At 60.8% G+C, this 16,247-nt stretch carries 13 protein-coding genes and 2 pseudogenes; 7 read left to right on the top strand and 8 right to left on the bottom strand.

The window, feature by feature from the left end; translation table 11 throughout:
- Positions 1–50 precede the first annotated feature (50 nt).
- Positions 51–671, bottom strand: a complete 621-nt coding sequence (locus tag RHM58_RS28235; protein ID WP_201197383.1) for a TetR/AcrR family transcriptional regulator — start codon at positions 669–671, stop codon at positions 51–53.
- A 135-nt stretch (positions 672–806) separates the two neighbouring features.
- Between RHM58_RS28235 and RHM58_RS28240 the strand changes: the two genes are divergently transcribed.
- The 3 genes and pseudogenes from RHM58_RS28240 (at position 807) to copD (ending at position 2,543) form a co-directional block, all read left to right on the top strand.
- Complete coding sequence (locus RHM58_RS28240) at positions 807–1,247, top strand: acetyltransferase (protein WP_201254944.1); 441 nt, start codon at positions 807–809, stop codon at positions 1,245–1,247.
- Between the two features lie 67 nt (positions 1,248–1,314).
- Positions 1,315–1,680, top strand: a complete 366-nt coding sequence (gene copC, locus RHM58_RS28245; protein WP_201254945.1) for a copper homeostasis periplasmic binding protein CopC — start codon at positions 1,315–1,317, stop codon at positions 1,678–1,680.
- Positions 1,681–1,683: 3 nt separating this feature from the next.
- A pseudogene (copD, locus tag RHM58_RS28250) lies at positions 1,684–2,543 on the top strand (copper homeostasis membrane protein CopD).
- A 104-nt stretch (positions 2,544–2,647) separates the two neighbouring features.
- Here the strand turns inward: copD and RHM58_RS28255 are convergent.
- Both RHM58_RS28255 and RHM58_RS28260 read right to left on the bottom strand, forming a co-directional pair.
- On the bottom strand, positions 2,648–3,808 hold the full coding sequence (locus tag RHM58_RS28255) for an HlyD family secretion protein (RefSeq protein ID WP_322268820.1): 1,161 nt from the start codon (positions 3,806–3,808) through the stop codon (positions 2,648–2,650).
- Positions 3,805–5,469, bottom strand: a complete 1,665-nt coding sequence (locus RHM58_RS28260) for an MFS transporter (protein ID WP_201204430.1) — start codon at positions 5,467–5,469, stop codon at positions 3,805–3,807. The genes RHM58_RS28255 and RHM58_RS28260 overlap by 4 nt, the downstream gene beginning before the upstream one ends.
- A gap of 307 nt (positions 5,470–5,776) precedes the next feature.
- Here RHM58_RS28260 and RHM58_RS28265 point away from each other — a divergent pair, with 307 nt between their 5' ends.
- The 4 genes from RHM58_RS28265 to RHM58_RS28280 all read left to right on the top strand — a co-directional run bounded on the left by RHM58_RS28265 (position 5,777) and on the right by RHM58_RS28280 (position 10,200).
- Positions 5,777–7,072, top strand: a complete 1,296-nt coding sequence (locus RHM58_RS28265) for an OprD family porin (RefSeq protein ID WP_322268821.1) — start codon at positions 5,777–5,779, stop codon at positions 7,070–7,072.
- Positions 7,073–7,407: 335 nt separating this feature from the next.
- Entirely contained in the window at positions 7,408–8,226 is an 819-nt protein-coding gene (locus RHM58_RS28270; protein ID WP_322268822.1) for an NAD-dependent epimerase/dehydratase family protein, read from the top strand.
- A 26-nt stretch (positions 8,227–8,252) separates the two neighbouring features.
- Positions 8,253–9,143 carry an SMP-30/gluconolactonase/LRE family protein gene (locus RHM58_RS28275; RefSeq protein ID WP_322268823.1) on the top strand — a complete coding sequence of 297 codons (891 nt, stop codon included), beginning with the start codon at positions 8,253–8,255 and terminating at the stop codon, positions 9,141–9,143.
- A gap of 172 nt (positions 9,144–9,315) precedes the next feature.
- Entirely contained in the window at positions 9,316–10,200 is an 885-nt protein-coding gene (locus tag RHM58_RS28280; RefSeq protein WP_322268824.1) for an aldose 1-epimerase, read from the top strand.
- Here the strand turns inward: RHM58_RS28280 and RHM58_RS28285 are convergent.
- The 5 genes and pseudogenes from RHM58_RS28285 to pqqB form a co-directional block, all read right to left on the bottom strand.
- Positions 10,185–11,912, bottom strand: coding sequence for a NahK/ErcS family hybrid sensor histidine kinase/response regulator (locus RHM58_RS28285; RefSeq protein ID WP_322268825.1), 1,728 nt, complete (start codon positions 11,910–11,912; stop codon positions 10,185–10,187). The two genes, RHM58_RS28280 and RHM58_RS28285, sit on opposite strands and share 16 nt — an antisense overlap.
- Positions 11,896–13,060, bottom strand: a pseudogene (gene ercA / locus RHM58_RS28290) (alcohol dehydrogenase-like regulatory protein ErcA). The gene RHM58_RS28285 and the pseudogene ercA overlap by 17 nt, the downstream one beginning before the upstream one ends.
- Before the next feature lie 224 nt (positions 13,061–13,284).
- Positions 13,285–14,418: a pyrroloquinoline quinone biosynthesis protein PqqE gene (gene pqqE, locus RHM58_RS28295; RefSeq protein ID WP_322268826.1), complete on the bottom strand. Its 1,134-nt coding sequence runs from the start codon at positions 14,416–14,418 to the stop codon at positions 13,285–13,287.
- Positions 14,415–15,167 (bottom strand): pyrroloquinoline-quinone synthase PqqC, encoded by a 753-nt coding sequence (gene pqqC, locus RHM58_RS28300; protein ID WP_322268827.1) that lies wholly within the window; start codon positions 15,165–15,167, stop codon positions 14,415–14,417. Before pqqC ends, pqqE begins: the two co-directional genes overlap by 4 nt.
- A 124-nt stretch (positions 15,168–15,291) precedes the next feature.
- Positions 15,292–16,206, bottom strand: a complete 915-nt coding sequence (pqqB, locus tag RHM58_RS28305; protein ID WP_322268828.1) for a pyrroloquinoline quinone biosynthesis protein PqqB — start codon at positions 16,204–16,206, stop codon at positions 15,292–15,294.
- Positions 16,207–16,247 lie beyond the last annotated feature (41 nt).

Raw genomic sequence — 16,247 nt, forward strand, 5'->3', positions numbered from 1 at the left:
ATGTGGGAGCGGGCTTGCTCGCGAAGAGGCCATTGGCTGCGCTGAAAATCTCAGGGTTCCAACCCAATCCCGCGCAATATCACACTCGTCACCGTCTGCACCGCCCGCTCGAACTGCATGTCCGACAACGCCTGATGATCATTCAGGATATTCACCTGATGATCAAAGTCCGCGTAATGCTGGGTCGACGCCCAGATCATGTACAGCAACGCTGAAGGCTCCACCGGCAAGATCCGTTTGTCCTCGACCCACTGGCGAATTTTCGCTTCTTTCATCTTGGCCCAGTCGTACAGGCTGACGTCCAGCGCCTCACCCAACGTTGGCGCGCCGTGAATAATCTCGTTGGCCCAGACTTTCGAACCGTACGGCCGGCTGCGGGAATGGTTCATCTTGGCGCGGATGTAGCTGCTGAGCACCACGCGCGGGTCGTCGAACATCTCAAAGCACAAGGCGTCCTGCTTCCAGACTTCCAGCAGGTCGAACAACACCGCGCTGTACAACTCGCTTTTGGTGCTGAAGTAGTAATGCAGATTGGAGCGCGGCAGTTGCACTTCGGCGGCGATGTCCGCCATGGCGGTGCTGCCGAAGCCTTTTTCGGCGAAAACCTTCTCCGCCCCCAGCAGAATTTTCTCGACGTTACTGCGACGAATCTCGATCTTGTGATTGCCCATGAGGGCTCCCTGACAACAGCGTTGCCCAAGACTAGCATCCGCTCTGGGTCGCGGCGACAGGCCATTTTCACTTCCCCGGGAAAACCGATTCGGTAGCATCCGCCGCTCTTTTCTCGCCGCAATGGATCACCCACCGTGAACATTCGACCCCGCGTCGCGGCCGACGATGCCGCCCTCGCCGCCCTTTGGGAACGCTCGGTGCGCGCCACCCATGACTTTCTCACTGAAGACGATATTCAGTTTTTCTATCCGCTGGTGCGCGATGCCTACCTACCAGCGCTGACAGTGTGGGTCGGTGAAAACCCGGACGGCACGCCCGCAGGCTTCATCGCCACTGGCGGCAACAATGTCGAAATGCTCTTTATCGAACCGGCCCAACGGGGTCAGGGCGTCGGCCGACAGTTGCTCGACCACGTCAACGCCCTGCACCCGACCCTGAACGTCGACGTCAACGAACAAAATCCCCAGGCCCACGGCTTCTATCTGCACTATGGTTTTGAACAGAGCGGCCGCTCGGAAACCGATGGTGAAGGTCGACCGTTCCCGGTGATTCACCTGACGCTAAAACCGGAGTAAACATTTCCCGGCGCGCACCGTTCATGCTTAAGTGACGCCCATTCCCCTGCCCCGAAGGTAATTGACCATGTTGCTGAAAAAAGCCCTGACCACCGCCGCCCTGCTCGGCTCGCTGCTCGCCGCTTCATCGGTGTTCGCCCACGCCCATTTGAAAAGTGAAACACCGGCCGCCGACAGCACCGTGACCGCGCCGACTGAACTGCGCCTGGTGTTTTCCGAAGGTGTTGAAGCGACCTTCACCAAAGTCAGCCTCAGCAAGGACGGCGCCGACGTTGCGGTGAAAAGCCTGGCCACCGAAGGCGCCGATAAGAAAACCCTGATCGTCACCCCGGCAGCGCCGTTGGCGGCGGGTGCTTATAAGGTCGAGTGGCACGCGGTGTCGGTCGACACCCACAAAAGCGAAGGCGCCTACAGCTTCAAGGTTGGCCAGTAATTCATGACCGACGCGCTGGTGCTGTGCCGCTTCCTGCATTTTGTGGTGGTGCTGATGCTGTTCGGGGCCTGGCTGTTCAGGCCGCTGTTGCTGAAAGCTGACGCCCACAACCTGGATCGGCAACTGGCGCGCGTCACCCGCGGGCTGACCGCCGTGGCACTGGTCAGCGGCGTGAGCTGGTTGCTGCTGATCACCGCCAGCATGGCCGGGGCCTGGGACGCGGCGTTCGATCCCTCGACCCTGCGCCTGGTGCTGCGCAATACCTTTTTGGCCAGGTCTGGACCTGGCACCTGCTGCTCAACGCCGTGCTGATGGGGTTGCTGCTGACACCACTGCGCACGAACGTGCCGTTGCGGTTGATCGTCAGCGGCCTGTTGCTCGCGACCCTGGCACCGGTGGGTCATGGCGCAATGCTCGACGGTCTCAGCGGCCAGTTGCTGATCCTCAATCAAATCATTCACCTGACCTGCGTCGGTGCCTGGCTCGGCGGGCTGATGCTGTTGGTGATGATTCTGCTGCACCCGAACAGCGACTCATTGAGCGCGGTTTTGCGCCGTTTCAGTGGGATCGGCTACGGCTTGGTCGCAGCGTTGGTGATCACCGGTTTGATTAACGTGCGAGTGCTGACCGGGGCGTTTTGGCCGACGCCGCTGCTGTCCGGGTTTGCCTTGATTCTGTTGATCAAGGTGGTGCTGGTCGCGGTGATGCTGGGGCTGGCGTTGTTCAATCGGTTGCGGATCAAGGACTGCGAGCAACGGGTTGGCGTGCTCAAGACCAGTGTAATTCTGGAGTGGTTGCTGGGGATGGGCGCGGTGGCGGCGGTTTCGCTGCTGGGCACCATGCCGCCGATGATTGTGGGTTGAAACACATACCCAATGTGGGAGCGGGCTTGCTCGCGAAGGCAGTATCTCAGGCGACATCGATGTTGGATGTGCCTCCGTCTTCGCGAGCAAGCCCGCTCCCACATTTAGTTTTGTGTGGTGTCAGGTTTATTGCTATCGCCTTCTGCCGCGGTATCAATGCTCACCACCACCGACATCCCCGGCCGTAACCGTTCAATCTGTTCCTGATCCGCATCCACCGTCACCCGCACCGGCACTCGCTGGGCGATTTTGACGAAGTTGCCGGTGGCGTTGTCCGCCTGCAACAGGCTGAACTCGGAACCGGTGGCCGGTGAAATCCGCTGCACCCGCCCCTTGAATTTACGATGGTCGAGCGCGTCGACGGTGAAGCTCACCGGTTGGCCGACTCGCACGTCGTCCATCTGGGTTTCCTTCATGTTGGCAATCACCCACAACTGGTTCGGCACCAGCGCCATCAACTGCGCACCGGAGTTGACGTAGGCGCCCAAGCGCACACCGATCTGTCCGAGCTGACCGTCACGCGGGGCCAGCACCCGAGTGTTGGACAGGTCGATCCGCGCCAGTTGCACCGCCGCTTCCGCGCTGGCCACCGCCGCTTCCAGCGAACCGCGATTGACGATCACCGTTTGCAGGTCCTGCCGGGCGATTTCCAGGTTGGCCTGGGCTTGGGCCACCGACGCAATGGTCTGGGCGTTGGCGGCGAGGGCTACGTCCAGCTCACGTTTGGACACCGAGCCGTCATTCACCAGTTCTTGGTTACGCCGCAGATCGGCCTCGCTCTTGCGCGACTGTGCCTGACTGTCGGCAATGGCGGCCTGCCGCAACTTGATGGTTGCTTCGGCGCTGTTGCGTTGCTGCACCACATTGGCCAGCGCGGCTTTCTGCACCGCCAGTTGTGCCAGGGATTGATCGAGGTGTTGCTTGTAGATCCGGTCATCGAGGCGCACCAGCAGGTCGCCGGCCTTCACAAACTGGAAATCCGTCACCGGCACTTCGTACACATAGCCACTGAGCTGCGGGCCGATGATTGTCACCTGGCCGCGGACCAAAGCGTTTTCGGTGGTTTCCACCGCGCTGCCGAAGGGCGGCAGTTGCCAGGCGTACAACACGATCAGCACACCGACGATGGCAATCGCCGCGAAGCCCATGGACGAGACGATCCGCACCCGCAACGAGCGCGGCTCAGTGGCCGGCGAGGACGGTGGCGCAACACCTTCAGGCGTGGCGGCGATGGCGTTGGTGGTCGTAGTGGTCGGTTCGGTCATGAAGAAGTGGCACCGCTGGATGGGACGGAAGGAGTGGCAGGCGCTGGGGCGACGGCTTGAGTAGTGCTCATCAGCCACAGGGCGCGAATGGAAATCCAGATCATGGTCAGCACGGCAATCACCGCGATCAGCATGAATACATCGTTATAGGCCAGCACATTGGCCTCGCGAGTTGCCGCCGTGGCCAGGCTGCGAATGCCCTGAAGATTGCGCAGGCTCGGGTCGGCGATCACCGAACCCACCGCGTTGCCGCCGCTCTGCACTCGAGCCGCGACACGCGGATCAAGCAAGGTCAGGTTTTCAACGATATTGCTGGAATGGAATTTCTCGCGAACGATCTGGAACGTGCCCAGTAGCGCCGCGCCGATCAGGCCGCCGAGGTTCTGGCAGATCCCGAATAACACCGAAAAACTCACCAGGTTACGCGGGTTGGTCAGCACGTTACGCGTGCCGAGAACCATGGTCGGGCCGAGGAAAAACGTGCCGCCGAAGGCCAGTAGAAACTGGCTGAAGTACATGTTTTCCGGGCGAGTCAGGTTGTTCGAATAACTGTCCATCACCGAGCCGACCGCCATCAGCGCCAGGGATACGATCAGCGGCATGAACAGGTGTTTGGGGTCGATGGTCAGGGCACTGGTCGCCAGGCCGGCGATGCTGCCGAGCAACATCACCACGTAGAGGCTGTGCAACTGCTGACTGCTCATGTTCAGCGCCTGCATAAACCCGACCGCGCCGGTGGACTGCTCCGACAGCACCATGCGAATCAGGATCACCGCCAGGGCCAGCCGAATCATCACGCCACTACCGAGCCAACGGGTCATCAGCATCGGGTTGCTGCGGTTATGTTCGATGGCAAGGCCGGCGAGGATCAGCACGATAGACGCCGCCGAGGCCACGCCGATCCATGGCGCTTCCAGCCACCAGTCGATGCGTCCCAGCGACAACACCGCACAGAGCAACGCCACACCTGTGGCGAGGATGGCGAAGGTCAGGAAATCAAGTTTTTCGAAGGTTTTGAAGCGATCGCCCGGTGGCAATTTGAGCAAGAAAACACAGCCCAACGTCAGAAGCGCCATGCCCAGTTCGAACAGGTATAAGCCGCGCCATTCGGCGATTTGCATCAAGTCTTCAGAGAATAATCGCGCCAGCGGTAATGCCAGTTGCGAAGTGCCGAGGCCCAGCACCAACGCCTTCATCCGCCATTTCGCCGGGAAGGCCTGGATCATGTAATACAGGCCGAGCGAACTCAGCGCCGCACCGACCATGCCGTGGGCCGCCCGCACGGCAATCGCCGAACTCAGGTCGTTGACGAACAAATGGCCGAAGGTCACCAGGGCGTAGAGCACCAGGAAGACTTCGGTGAACGCCCGCAAGCCGAACTGCTGGCGGAACTTCACCAGCAACAGGTTCATCGAGACGTTGGTCATCACGTAGGCCGCCGGCAGCCACGCCATCTCGGCGGTGGTCGCGCCGAGTGCGCCTTGCAGGTAAGGCAGGTTGGCAATCACCAGCGAATTGCCGAGGCCACCGGTCAACGCCACCAGCAAACCCACCAGCGCATACGCCAGCCGCTTGGGATTGGAGTGCTCGGGCGTCGAAGGGGAACCGGGCAAACTGGGCCGCTCGTGGGGCTGCCAATTGCGCGGGGCGTAGTGATCCATTCAATGGCCTTGTTCTGGGGATGCCTGCAGTTTGCCGGAAAACGACCGGCAAAACACGAACCCTGTAGGAGCGAGCGGGCGGCGTTCCGACTTGCCCGCGAAGACGGACCGTCAGCCACCATCAATGTTGAATGTTAGATCGCCTTCGCGGGCAAGCCTCGCTCCTACAGGGCTATTTTGGCACACGCATGTCATCGTACAACTTGTGATTGACATTCCCTCAAACCCTCGCAAATAATCGCCGCCAATGTTGTACGACGACGTATAACAAAAAATAAAAACAACAAAGCAACAAGGGAGCGTCACTGTGAGCAAGCTCGTCCGTCATTCCTCCGTCTGCACCCCTCGCCCGACCTTCGTACGCCGCCACACCTTGAGCCTGATCGGTTGCGGCAGCCTGGCCCTGGCCTTGCCCATGACCAGCCATGCTGAAGGTTTCGTCGATGACGCCACGGCCTCGCTGAACCTGCGCAACGCCTACTTCAATCGTAACTTCACCAACCCGGCCTACCCCCAGGGCAAGGCTGAAGAGTGGACGCAAAGCTTTATCCTCGACGCCAAATCCGGCTTCACCCAAGGCACCGTCGGCTTCGGCCTGGATGTACTGGGTCTGTTCTCGGAAAAACTCGACGGTGGTAAAGGCACCGGCGGTACGCAATTGCTGCCGCTGGATCACGATGGCCGCCCGGCGGACAATTTCGGGCGCTTGGGCGTGGCGCTCAAAGCCAAGGTGTCGAAGACTGAAATGAAGGTCGGCGAATGGATGCCGGTGCTGCCGATCCTGCGCTCGGACGATGGCCGTTCCCTGCCGCAAACCTTCCGCGGTGGCCAGGTCACTTCCAGCGAGATCGAAGGCCTGAAGCTCTACGGCGGCCAGTTCCGCGCCAACAGCCCACGCAACGATTCGAGCATGAGCGACATGTCGATGAACGGCAAAGCGGCGTTCACTTCGGATCGCTTCAACTTCGGTGGCGGTGAATACACCTTCAACGACAAACGCACGATGGTCGGCGTCTGGTACTCGCAACTCAGCGACATTTATCAGCAGGAATTTTTCAACCTGAGTCACAGCCAGCCAATCGGCGACTGGACGCTGGGCGCCAACCTCGGGTACTTCACCGGTAAGGAAGACGGCAGTGCGCTGGCCGGCGAACTGGATAACAAAACCACCTTCGCCCTGCTCTCGGCCCGGTACGGCGGCAGCACGTTCTATGTCGGCCTACAAAAACTCACCGGCGACAGCGTCTGGATGCGCGTCAACGGCACCAGCGGCGGAACCCTGGCCAACGACAGTTACAACAACAGCTACGACAACGCTCAGGAACGCTCCTGGCAAGTGCGCCACGACTACAATTTCGTCGCCCTCGGCATTCCCGGCCTGACCATGATGAACCGCTACATCAGCGGCGATAACGTGCACACCGGAGCAATCACCGACGGTAAGGAATGGGGCCGCGAATCGGAACTGGCCTATACCGTGCAGAGCGGCACACTGAAAAACCTCAACGTCAAATGGCGCAACTCGAGCATTCGCAAGGACTTCAGCACCAACGAATTTGATGAGAACCGGATCTTCATCAGCTATCCGATTTCGTTGTTGTAAGGCGTACGTCTCATTTTTTCATGCCTGGCATAAACACTGTGGTGAGGGGGCTCGCCCCCGTTCGGCTGCGAAGCAGTCGCAAAAGAAGGCTATTCGATTTGTCTGGCTGGGTACTGGGGCCGCTTCGCGACCCAACGGGGGCAAGTCCCTTGCCACAGCAAGCTCCCTCGCGACAGGTTCAGTGTGTTCATGTGCACATGGGTAGACAGATGACCCTCCGTCAATTTCAACCGATGGCTCGTTGACAACAACCGGACAGGCTAACGATACTTCGACCAAGTCATACGACAACCTACAACAAACTCAACAACAATAACTACGTACCAGGGACTTCCATGACCACCACACCTACAGCCCCTTTCAATCGTCTGCTGCTGACCGGTGCCGCCGGTGGCCTCGGTAAAGTTCTACGCGAGAGCCTGCGGCCCTATGCCAACGTGATTCGCCTGTCGGACATTGCCGACATCACCCCGGCCATCGATGACCGCGAAGAAGTCGTGCCTTGCGACCTCGCCGACAAACACTCCGTGCATCAACTGGTCGAAGGCGTGGACGCGATCCTGCACTTTGGCGGTGTATCGACAGAGCACGCGTTCGAGGAGATTCTCGGCGCCAACATCTGCGGCGTCTTCCACATCTACGAAGCGGCGCGCCGCCATGGCGTGAAGCGAGTCATTTTCGCCAGCTCCAACCACGTCATCGGTTTCTACAAGCAAGATGAGGTGATCGACGCCCACTCCCCTCGCCGCCCGGACAGCTACTATGGTTTGTCCAAGTCCTATGGCGAAGACATGGCCAGTTTCTACTTCGATCGCTATGGCATCGAGACCGTCAGCATCCGTATCGGCTCCTCGTTCGCGGAACCGCAAAACCGCCGGATGATGAGCACATGGCTGAGCTTCGGTGACCTGACTCAACTGATCGAACGTGCTCTGTACGCCCCGAACGTCGGCCACACCATCGTGTACGGCGTGTCCGATAACAAGAACGTCTGGTGGGACAACCGCTTTGCCACCGGCCTGGGATATGCGCCGCAGGACAGCTCCGAAGGGTTCCGCGAAAAAGTCGAAGCCCAACCGATGCCGGCCGCTGATGACCCGGCGATGGTTTACCAGGGTGGCGCGTTTGTCGCCTCCGGCCCGTTCGGCGACTGAGCCAACGTCCAAAGGAATGATTCGCCATGCAAGCCGAATTGATTGTCGATGCCCGTAACGCCGTTGGTGAAAGCCCGGTATGGGTCGCCGAAGAAAACGCCCTGTACTGGGTCGATATTCCCACCGGCGGCTTGCAGCGCTGGAGTGCCGACACCGGCCACGTCCATGCCTGGACCGCACCCGAGATGCTCGCCTGCATTGCGCGGCACAGCGACGGCGGCTGGGTTGCCGGGATGGAAAGCGGGTTCTTTCATCTGCTCCCGCACAGCGATGGCAGCCTCGACAGCGAACTGCTGGCCCACGTCGATCACGCCCGTCCGGACATGCGCCTGAACGATGGTCGCTGCGATCGTCAGGGCCGTTTCTGGGCTGGCAGCATGGTGCTGAACATGGGCGCCAACGCGGCGGATGGCACGCTCTATCGCTACTCCACCGGCCAGCGCGGACCGCTCGAACCAAGGATCTCTGGCTTCATCGTCCCCAACGGCCTGGGTTTCAGCCCGGACGGCCGGACGATGTACCTGTCGGACTCCCACCCTTTGGCCCAGCAAATCTGGGCCTTTGACTACGACATCGACAGCGGCACGCCGAGCAATCGTCGGCTGTTTGTCGACATGAATCAGTACGCTGGTCGTCCCGACGGCGCGGCGGTCGATGCCGAAGGCTGCTACTGGATCTGCGCCAACGACGCCGGGTTGATTCACCGCTTTACGCCCGATGGTCGACTGGATCGTTCCCTCGCCGTGCCGGTGAAAAAACCGACGATGTGTGCCTTTGGTGGCAATCGACTGGACACACTGTTCGTGACTTCAATCCGCCCCGGTGACGACCATGATGAACAGTCATTGGCTGGCGGGGTGTTTGCGCTTGACCCCGGCGTGAAAGGTTTGCCCGAACCGATGTTCAAAGGCGACTGAATACCTGTGGCGAGTTGCTTTTTGTGGCGAGGGGCTTGCCCCGTTGGGTCGCGAGCGGCCCCCTGCATTCCCTTCAGGCAGATCGAGTTGCCTGGATTGACGACTGCTGCGCAGTCGAACGGGAGCAAGCTCCCTCGCCACAAAAACCGATTCATTGAGCCCTGGAACCTTCATGACACCGACGATTCTCGAACTCGAAGATAACCTCACCCGCCTTACCCTCGCCCCCGAGCTCGGCGCGAGCATTGTCAACTGGACGGTACGCAGCACTGGCCAACCACTGCTACGCCACAACGACAGCCATGCACTCAACACCGGCCTGCCCGGCAAACTCGGCTGTTACCCATTGGCCCCCTGGTCCAACCGCATCGCCGAAGGTGGTTTCGACTGCCCGGACGGGTGGCTGGCCCTGACGCCCAACAGCCTCACCGATCCCTTGCCGATCCACGGCAGCGCCTGGCAGCAGTCGTGGCAAATCATCTCCCACACCCGCGATGAAGCCGTCCTGCAACTCGACAGCGCCACGCCATTCGCCTATCGCGCCCGGCAACGTTTCCAGTTGAGTGAAGGCAAGCTGAGCATCGAATTAACCGTCAGCCATTTGGCCGAAAGCGCCGCGTGGCATGGTCTCGGGTTGCACCCTTACTTTCCACGCACCGCCAGCACCCGGCTACAGGCAAGAGCCAAGCGCGTCTGGTTGTGCAACGAATCGAAACTGCCAACCCAACTCATCCCGTTACCCGCCGAATGGGATTTCCAGCAGCCCAAGGCCTTACCCGGAACGCTGGTGGACAACGGTTTCTGCGAATGGGATGGCCATTGCCTGATCCAGCAACCGGATCTGGGTTATGAGCTGGAATGCCAAGCCACCGGCAGCGATTACTACCTGCTGTATTGCCCAGTGGACCTGGGATTTTTCTGTATCGAACCGGTGAGTCATCCGGTCAACGCACATCACTTGCCTGGTCGACCAGGGTTGGTGTTGCTGGAACAAGGTGAGTCAACCGAACTCGGTTTCAGCCTGCAATACCGCGAGTTCAGCTACCCCAGCAACTGACTCAACACCGCGCGCAACTTGCCGGGTTTTACCGGTTTATTCAGCAGCGGCGCGTCGAGCTGCTGCAAGGAGCGGCGGCACTGGTCGGTGCGATCGGCGGTGATGATCACCGCCGGAATCACCTGATCGAAATGCTCGCGCAAATGCCGCACCACGTCGCAGCCCACCACCCCGTGATCGAGGTGATAATCCGCCAGAATCAGTTCCGGCGCGCGCCCCTGCAACGCCGCTAGCGCAGAGAGCTCATCCGTGGCGATGACCACGTCGCAGCCCCATTGCCCGAGCAACGCGCTCATGCTTTCCAGAATGCTGATTTCATTGTCCAGTACCAGTAAGCGTCTGCCCGGCAATGGATTGCCGGTGCTCGGCTGCGGTGCGGCCAGACTGATCGGTAAAGGCACCTCATGGGAGATTGGCACGTCGATGCTGAACACCGAGCCGCGTCCGGGCCAAGAACGCACCTGAATCCGGTAGCCGAGAATCTTCGCGATGCGCTCGACAATGGCCAGCCCCAGACCGACGCCTTTGCGGTCGGCAGCACGGCCGACGTCCAGTTGGTTGAACTCGAGGAAAATCGAGTCGAGCCGATCCGCCGCAATCCCACGCCCGGTGTCCCAGACTTCCAGTCGCAGCATTTCACCCCGACGGCGAGCCCCGAGCAAGATGCAGCCCTCGTCGGTGTAACGGCAGGCGTTGCTGAGGAAGTTGCGCAAAATCCGCGTCATCAGACGCAGGTCGGTGTTGATCGCGAAATCACCCATGTGCACCCGCAGGTTTAACCCCGCCGCCTCGGCCACGGACTGGAACTCGGACACCAGCGGCGCGAGCAATTCGTCGAGGCGGTAAAGCGCGACGTCCGGTTTCACCGCGGCTTGATCAAGCCGGGAAATATCCAGCAAATCGGTGAGCAAATCCTCGGCCCCTTCCAGGGCCTGGTGAGTGCGTTCCACCAACACCTGTTCGACGTCGGGCAACTGACGCTCGCGCAAGGTCGAGATCAGCAGCCGCGCGGCGTTGAGCGGTTGCAGCAGGTCATGGCTGGCGGCGGCGAGGTATTTGTCCTTGCTGCGATTGGCGGCCTCGGCGGCGTCCCGGGCATCGCGCAAAGCCTGGGCGATCTGTTTACGCTGGGTGATTTGCTGTTGCAGGTTGCGGTTGGCTTCCAGCAACTCGTCGGTGCGGGCGGTGACTCGTTGTTCAAGCTCATCGTTGAGTTGTTGCAGACGTTGCTGGGCGAGTTTGCGTTCGGTGATGTCAGCGACAAAACCTTCCACCAGCCCTTCCTGATCAGGTTTGAGCAACAGGTTCATCAGCACGTCGAGGCTGCTGCCGTCCTTGCGTCGCAATTGGGTTTCATAGCCGTGCAGGCTGCGTTCGGTCTTGAGGATTTCGCCGATGCTGGCCAGCTCTTTGGCACCGCCGATAAACAGGTTGCTGGCCAGATCGGCCAGGGAGAACAGCACCTCTTGTGGATCGTCGTAGCCGAGCATCCGCGCCAGCGCCGGGTTGGCGGCGCGCATGCCTTCCAGCAGGCTGGCCTGGAAGATCCCGTGGACGGCGTTTTCGAACAGCCATTTGTAGCGATTGCGCTCGGCCTCCAGTTCATCCAGCCGCGCGGCGAGTTCCGGGTAATGACTCTTGCGCGCCGAGTGGCTGCCTAATCCCAGTAACCCCGCCAGCGCCCGTTGCTGTTCGTCAGAGGGCTTCGCCATAGACGACCTCGACATCACGCTGACTGGATTCGCGCGGGTTGGTCAGGATGCACGGGTCATGCATGGCGTGTTGCGACAGGAACGGAATGTCCGCCATGCTGACCCCATGCAGGCCGAGGGTCTCGTGGAAGCCGATCGCATGTTTCAACGCGATCAAATGCTCCACCAGGCGCCCGCAAATCTGCCGATGATTCAAGCCCCGGCAATCGATGCCGAAGGTCTCGGCGATCACCTTGAAACGCTCCGGTGCCGAGCTGTAGTTGAACGCCACCACATGTTCCACCAGCACCGCGTTGCACAAGCCGTGGGGCAAGTCGAGAAAGCCACCGAGGCTGTGGGACATTGCATGTACGGCGCCAAGAATCGCGTTGGAAAACGCCAAGCCGGCCTGCATGCTGCCGAGCATGATTTTCTCGCGCAGGGCAATGTCCGTCGGGTTGGCGATCATTTGCACCAGGTTACCGTTGATCAGGCGCATCGCTTCGAGGGCGTGAGGGTCGGTCAGCGGGCCGTGGCCGGTAGAAACGAAGGCTTCGATGGCATGCACCAACGCGTCGATGCCGGTACAGGCCGACAGGAACGGGTCCATGCTCAGGGTGGTTTCCGGGTCGATCAGCGACACGTCCGGCACCGCGGCCTTGCTGACGATGGAGAACTTCATGCGTTCTTGCTGGTTGGAAATGATCACGAATTGCGAGACGTCCGCCGAGGTGCCGGCTGTGGTCGGGATCAAGATTAGCGGCGGGCTGGGCACGCGAATGGTGTCCACACCCTCGAACTCAAGGATGCTGCGCCCGTGGGCCACGACAATGCCGATGCCTTTGCCGCAGTCCATCGGGCTGCCGCCACCGATAGCGACGATCACATCGCAGTGGTTTTCCTTGTACAACTCGGCGCCGAGCATGACTTCTTCGACCCGCGGGTTGGGCGAGACATCGCTATATAAAAAATAATCGATGCCCTGGGCTTGCAGGCTGGCCTCGACATCGGCGACCCAACCGGCGGCAATCACCCCTGGATCGCTGACCACCAGCACCTTGCGGGCGCCGAAGGTCCTTGGCGTAGTTGCCGACGTTGTGCCGGCAACCGGCACCAAAAATGATTTCAGGCGAAACGAATTTACGCAGTTGACTGAGACTCTGGCTCATTGGAAAGCCTGTTTTTATTGTTTTGGAAGGTAGAACCCACACTAAAGCATCCGGCTGCGAATGCAATCAGACCAATGGGTAGCAGGCAGACCTTGAACTCACCGCAAATCCCCTGTGGGAGCGGGCTTGCTCGCGAAGGCGTCGTGTCAGTCGATATCCATGTTGCCTGAAACACCGCTTTCGCGAGCGAGCCCGCTCCCACAGGGGGATTTGTGGTGCCTGGTTCATCCGCGATAGATCAGCCGCGAAGCCTTCTCATTGCGCAGCGTCAGGTGTTCCATCCCCTGCCCCGGCGCGTCGGCTTCTTCGCGGGCCTGGAGGATCACCCCGTGGTGCGGCGACTTGCTGCACACCGGGTCGGCATTTTCGGCATCGCCGGTGAGCATGAATGCCTGGCAGCGACAGCCACCGAGGTCTTTGTGTTTTTCATCGCAGGAGCGGCACGGTTCCTTCATCCAGTCGTCGCCGCGAAAGCGGTTGAAACCGAAAGAATCGGTCCAGATGTGTTCGATGCTGTGCTCGCGCACGTTGGGAAACTGCACCGGTAACTGCCGGGCGCTGTGGCACGGCAACGCGGTGCCGTCCGGGGTGATGTCGAGAAACAGGTTGGCCCAGCCGTTCATGCAGGTTTTCGGGCGCTCTTCGTAGTAGTCCGGGGTGACGAAAATCAACTTGCACGGGTGGCCCTGAGCCTCAAGCCGTTCGCGGTATTCATTGGTAACGCGCTCAGCGCGCTGCAATTGCTCGCGGGTCGGCAACAGACCGACGCGGTTGAGTTCGGCCCAACCATAGAACTGACAGGTGGCCAGTTCGACAAAATCCGCCTCCAGTTCCAGGCATAAGTCGATGATGCGGTCGATGCGGTCGATGTTGTGCCGGTGAGTGACGAAGTTCAGCACCATCGGGTAGCCCTGGGCTTTCACGGCGCGAGCCATGGCGAGTTTCTGGGCGAAGGCCTTGCGTGAGCCGGCGAGCATGTTGTTCACCGCTTCATCGGCAGCCTGAAAGCTGATCTGAATATGGTCGAGCCCGGCGATCTTGAAGTCACGGACCTTCTGCTCGGTCAGGCCAATGCCGGAGGTGATCAGGTTGGTGTAGTAGCCCATGTCCCGCGCGGCTTTGATCAGCTCGGCCAGGTCCTGGCGCACCAAAGGTTCGCCACCGGAAAACCCCAGTTGCGCGGCGCCCATGTCCCGAGCCTCGCGGAATACGCGAATCCATTCTTCGGTGCTCAGTTCCTCACCTTGCTGGGCAAAGTCCAGCGGATTGGAGCAATACGGACATTGCAGCGGGCAGCGATAGGTCAGCTCCGCCAACAGCCACAGCGGCGGGCCGGGCGGCTGATGAATCAGGCTCACAGGGCAATCCCCCGGTGCCAGACGTTTTCGGTGGTGACGGTGTGATACGGCGGCCGTTCCAGTTCGTAGGCCATGCTCATCGCATCGAGCATGCTCCACAGTACGTCGAGCTTGAATTGGAGGATTTCCAGCATCCGTTGCTGACCGTCGACGGTGACGTAATGGGCCAGGGTGATGCGCAAACCGTGCTCGACATCGCGCCGCGCCTGGCTCAGCCGGGTGCGGAAATAATCGTAGCCGCCAGCGTCGATCCATGGGTAATGGGTCGGCCAGGCGTCGAGTCGGGATTGGTGGATCTGCGGGGCAAACAGTTCGGTCAGGGAACTGCTGGCTGCTTCCTGCCAGCAGGCGCGACGGGCGAAATTGACGTAGGCGTCCACGGCAAACCGTACGCCCGGGAGCACCAACTCTTGAGAGAGGATTTGTTCGCGGTCCAGCCCCACGGCTTCGCCCAGCCGCAGCCAGGCTTCGATCCCGCCTTCGCTGCCGGGCACGCCGTCGTGGTCGAGAATCCGTTGCAGCCACTCCCGACGCACGTCGCGGTCCGGGCAGTTGGCGAGGATCGCGGCGTCCTTGAGCGGGATGTTGACCTGGTAGTAGAAGCGATTGGCGACCCAGCCTTGAATCTGCTCGCGGCTGGCACGGCCGGCGTACATGGCTTGGTGGAAGGGGTGATGGATGTGGTAATAGGCGCCTTTGGCGCGCAGGGCGGCTTCGAATTCGCTGGGGGACATTGGGGTGTTGGTCATTGCGATTCTCCGAATTTCGCGGTGGCTGGGCTGGCCTCATCGCGAGCAAGCTCGCTCCCACATTGGATCTGCTGCGCACACAAGCCCCCTGTGGGAGCGAGCTTGCTCGCGATAAGGCCGCCCGCTACAGCTCAATACTCATGCCGTCATAAGCCACTTCCACCCCACGCCGCTCCAGCAACGCCCGCTCCGCGGAATTTGCATCGAGGATCGGATTGGTGTTGTTAATGTGGATCAGCACCTTGCGCTGGCGGGTGAACCCTTCAAGGATTTCAAGCATCCCGCCAGCACCGCTTTGCGGCAGATGCCCCATTTCACTGCCCAGGCTCTGCCCGACTTCGCACACGCGCATCTCGTCGTCGCGCCACAACGTGCCGTCCAGCAGCAGGCAATCGGCGCGCTGCATCCAGCTCAGCACTTCGTCATCGACCCTGCCCAGGCCCGGCGCATAGAACACCGAGGCGCCAGTACGCAAGTCTTCGATAAACAGGCCGATGGTGTCGCCCGGCTGCGGGTTGCCGCGATTGGGCGAGTACGGCGGTGCGTTACTGACCAAGGGAATCGCGCGAAATTGCAGGTGTTCGCAGGCAGCGATGCTGAACGGCTCGCGCGCCAGTTCGATGGGTTGCCATTGCAAGCCGCCGTTCCAGTGTTTGAGCATGGTGAACAGGGGGAAACCGCTGCTCAAATCCTCATGAACCCGTTCGGTGCACCAGACCGAGTGCGGGCACCCTTCGCGCAGGCTCAACAAGCCGGTGCAATGGTCGATCTGGCTGTCCAGCAGGATGACCCCGGCAATGGCGGTGTCGCGTAATTGACGCACCGGTTGCAACGCCGGGAAACTCTCCAGTTGCGCACGAATATCCGGGGAAGCATTGCACAGCACCCAATCCACGCCGTTGTCGCTCACGGCGATCGACGATTGCGTGCGCCGCTGCGCGCGCAGGCTGCCGTTGCGCATCGCGGCGCACTGCCGACAGTTGCAGTTCCATTGCGGGAAACCACCGCCAGCGGCGGAACCGAGAACGCGGATGTGCATGAGCAATGCTCCAGAAGGCAGGCCCGGCCAACGCGTCGGCT

It is taken from the genome of Pseudomonas sp. 10S4, from assembly GCF_034344865.1.
In the GTDB taxonomy this organism is placed as follows: Bacteria; Pseudomonadota; Gammaproteobacteria; order Pseudomonadales; family Pseudomonadaceae; genus Aquipseudomonas.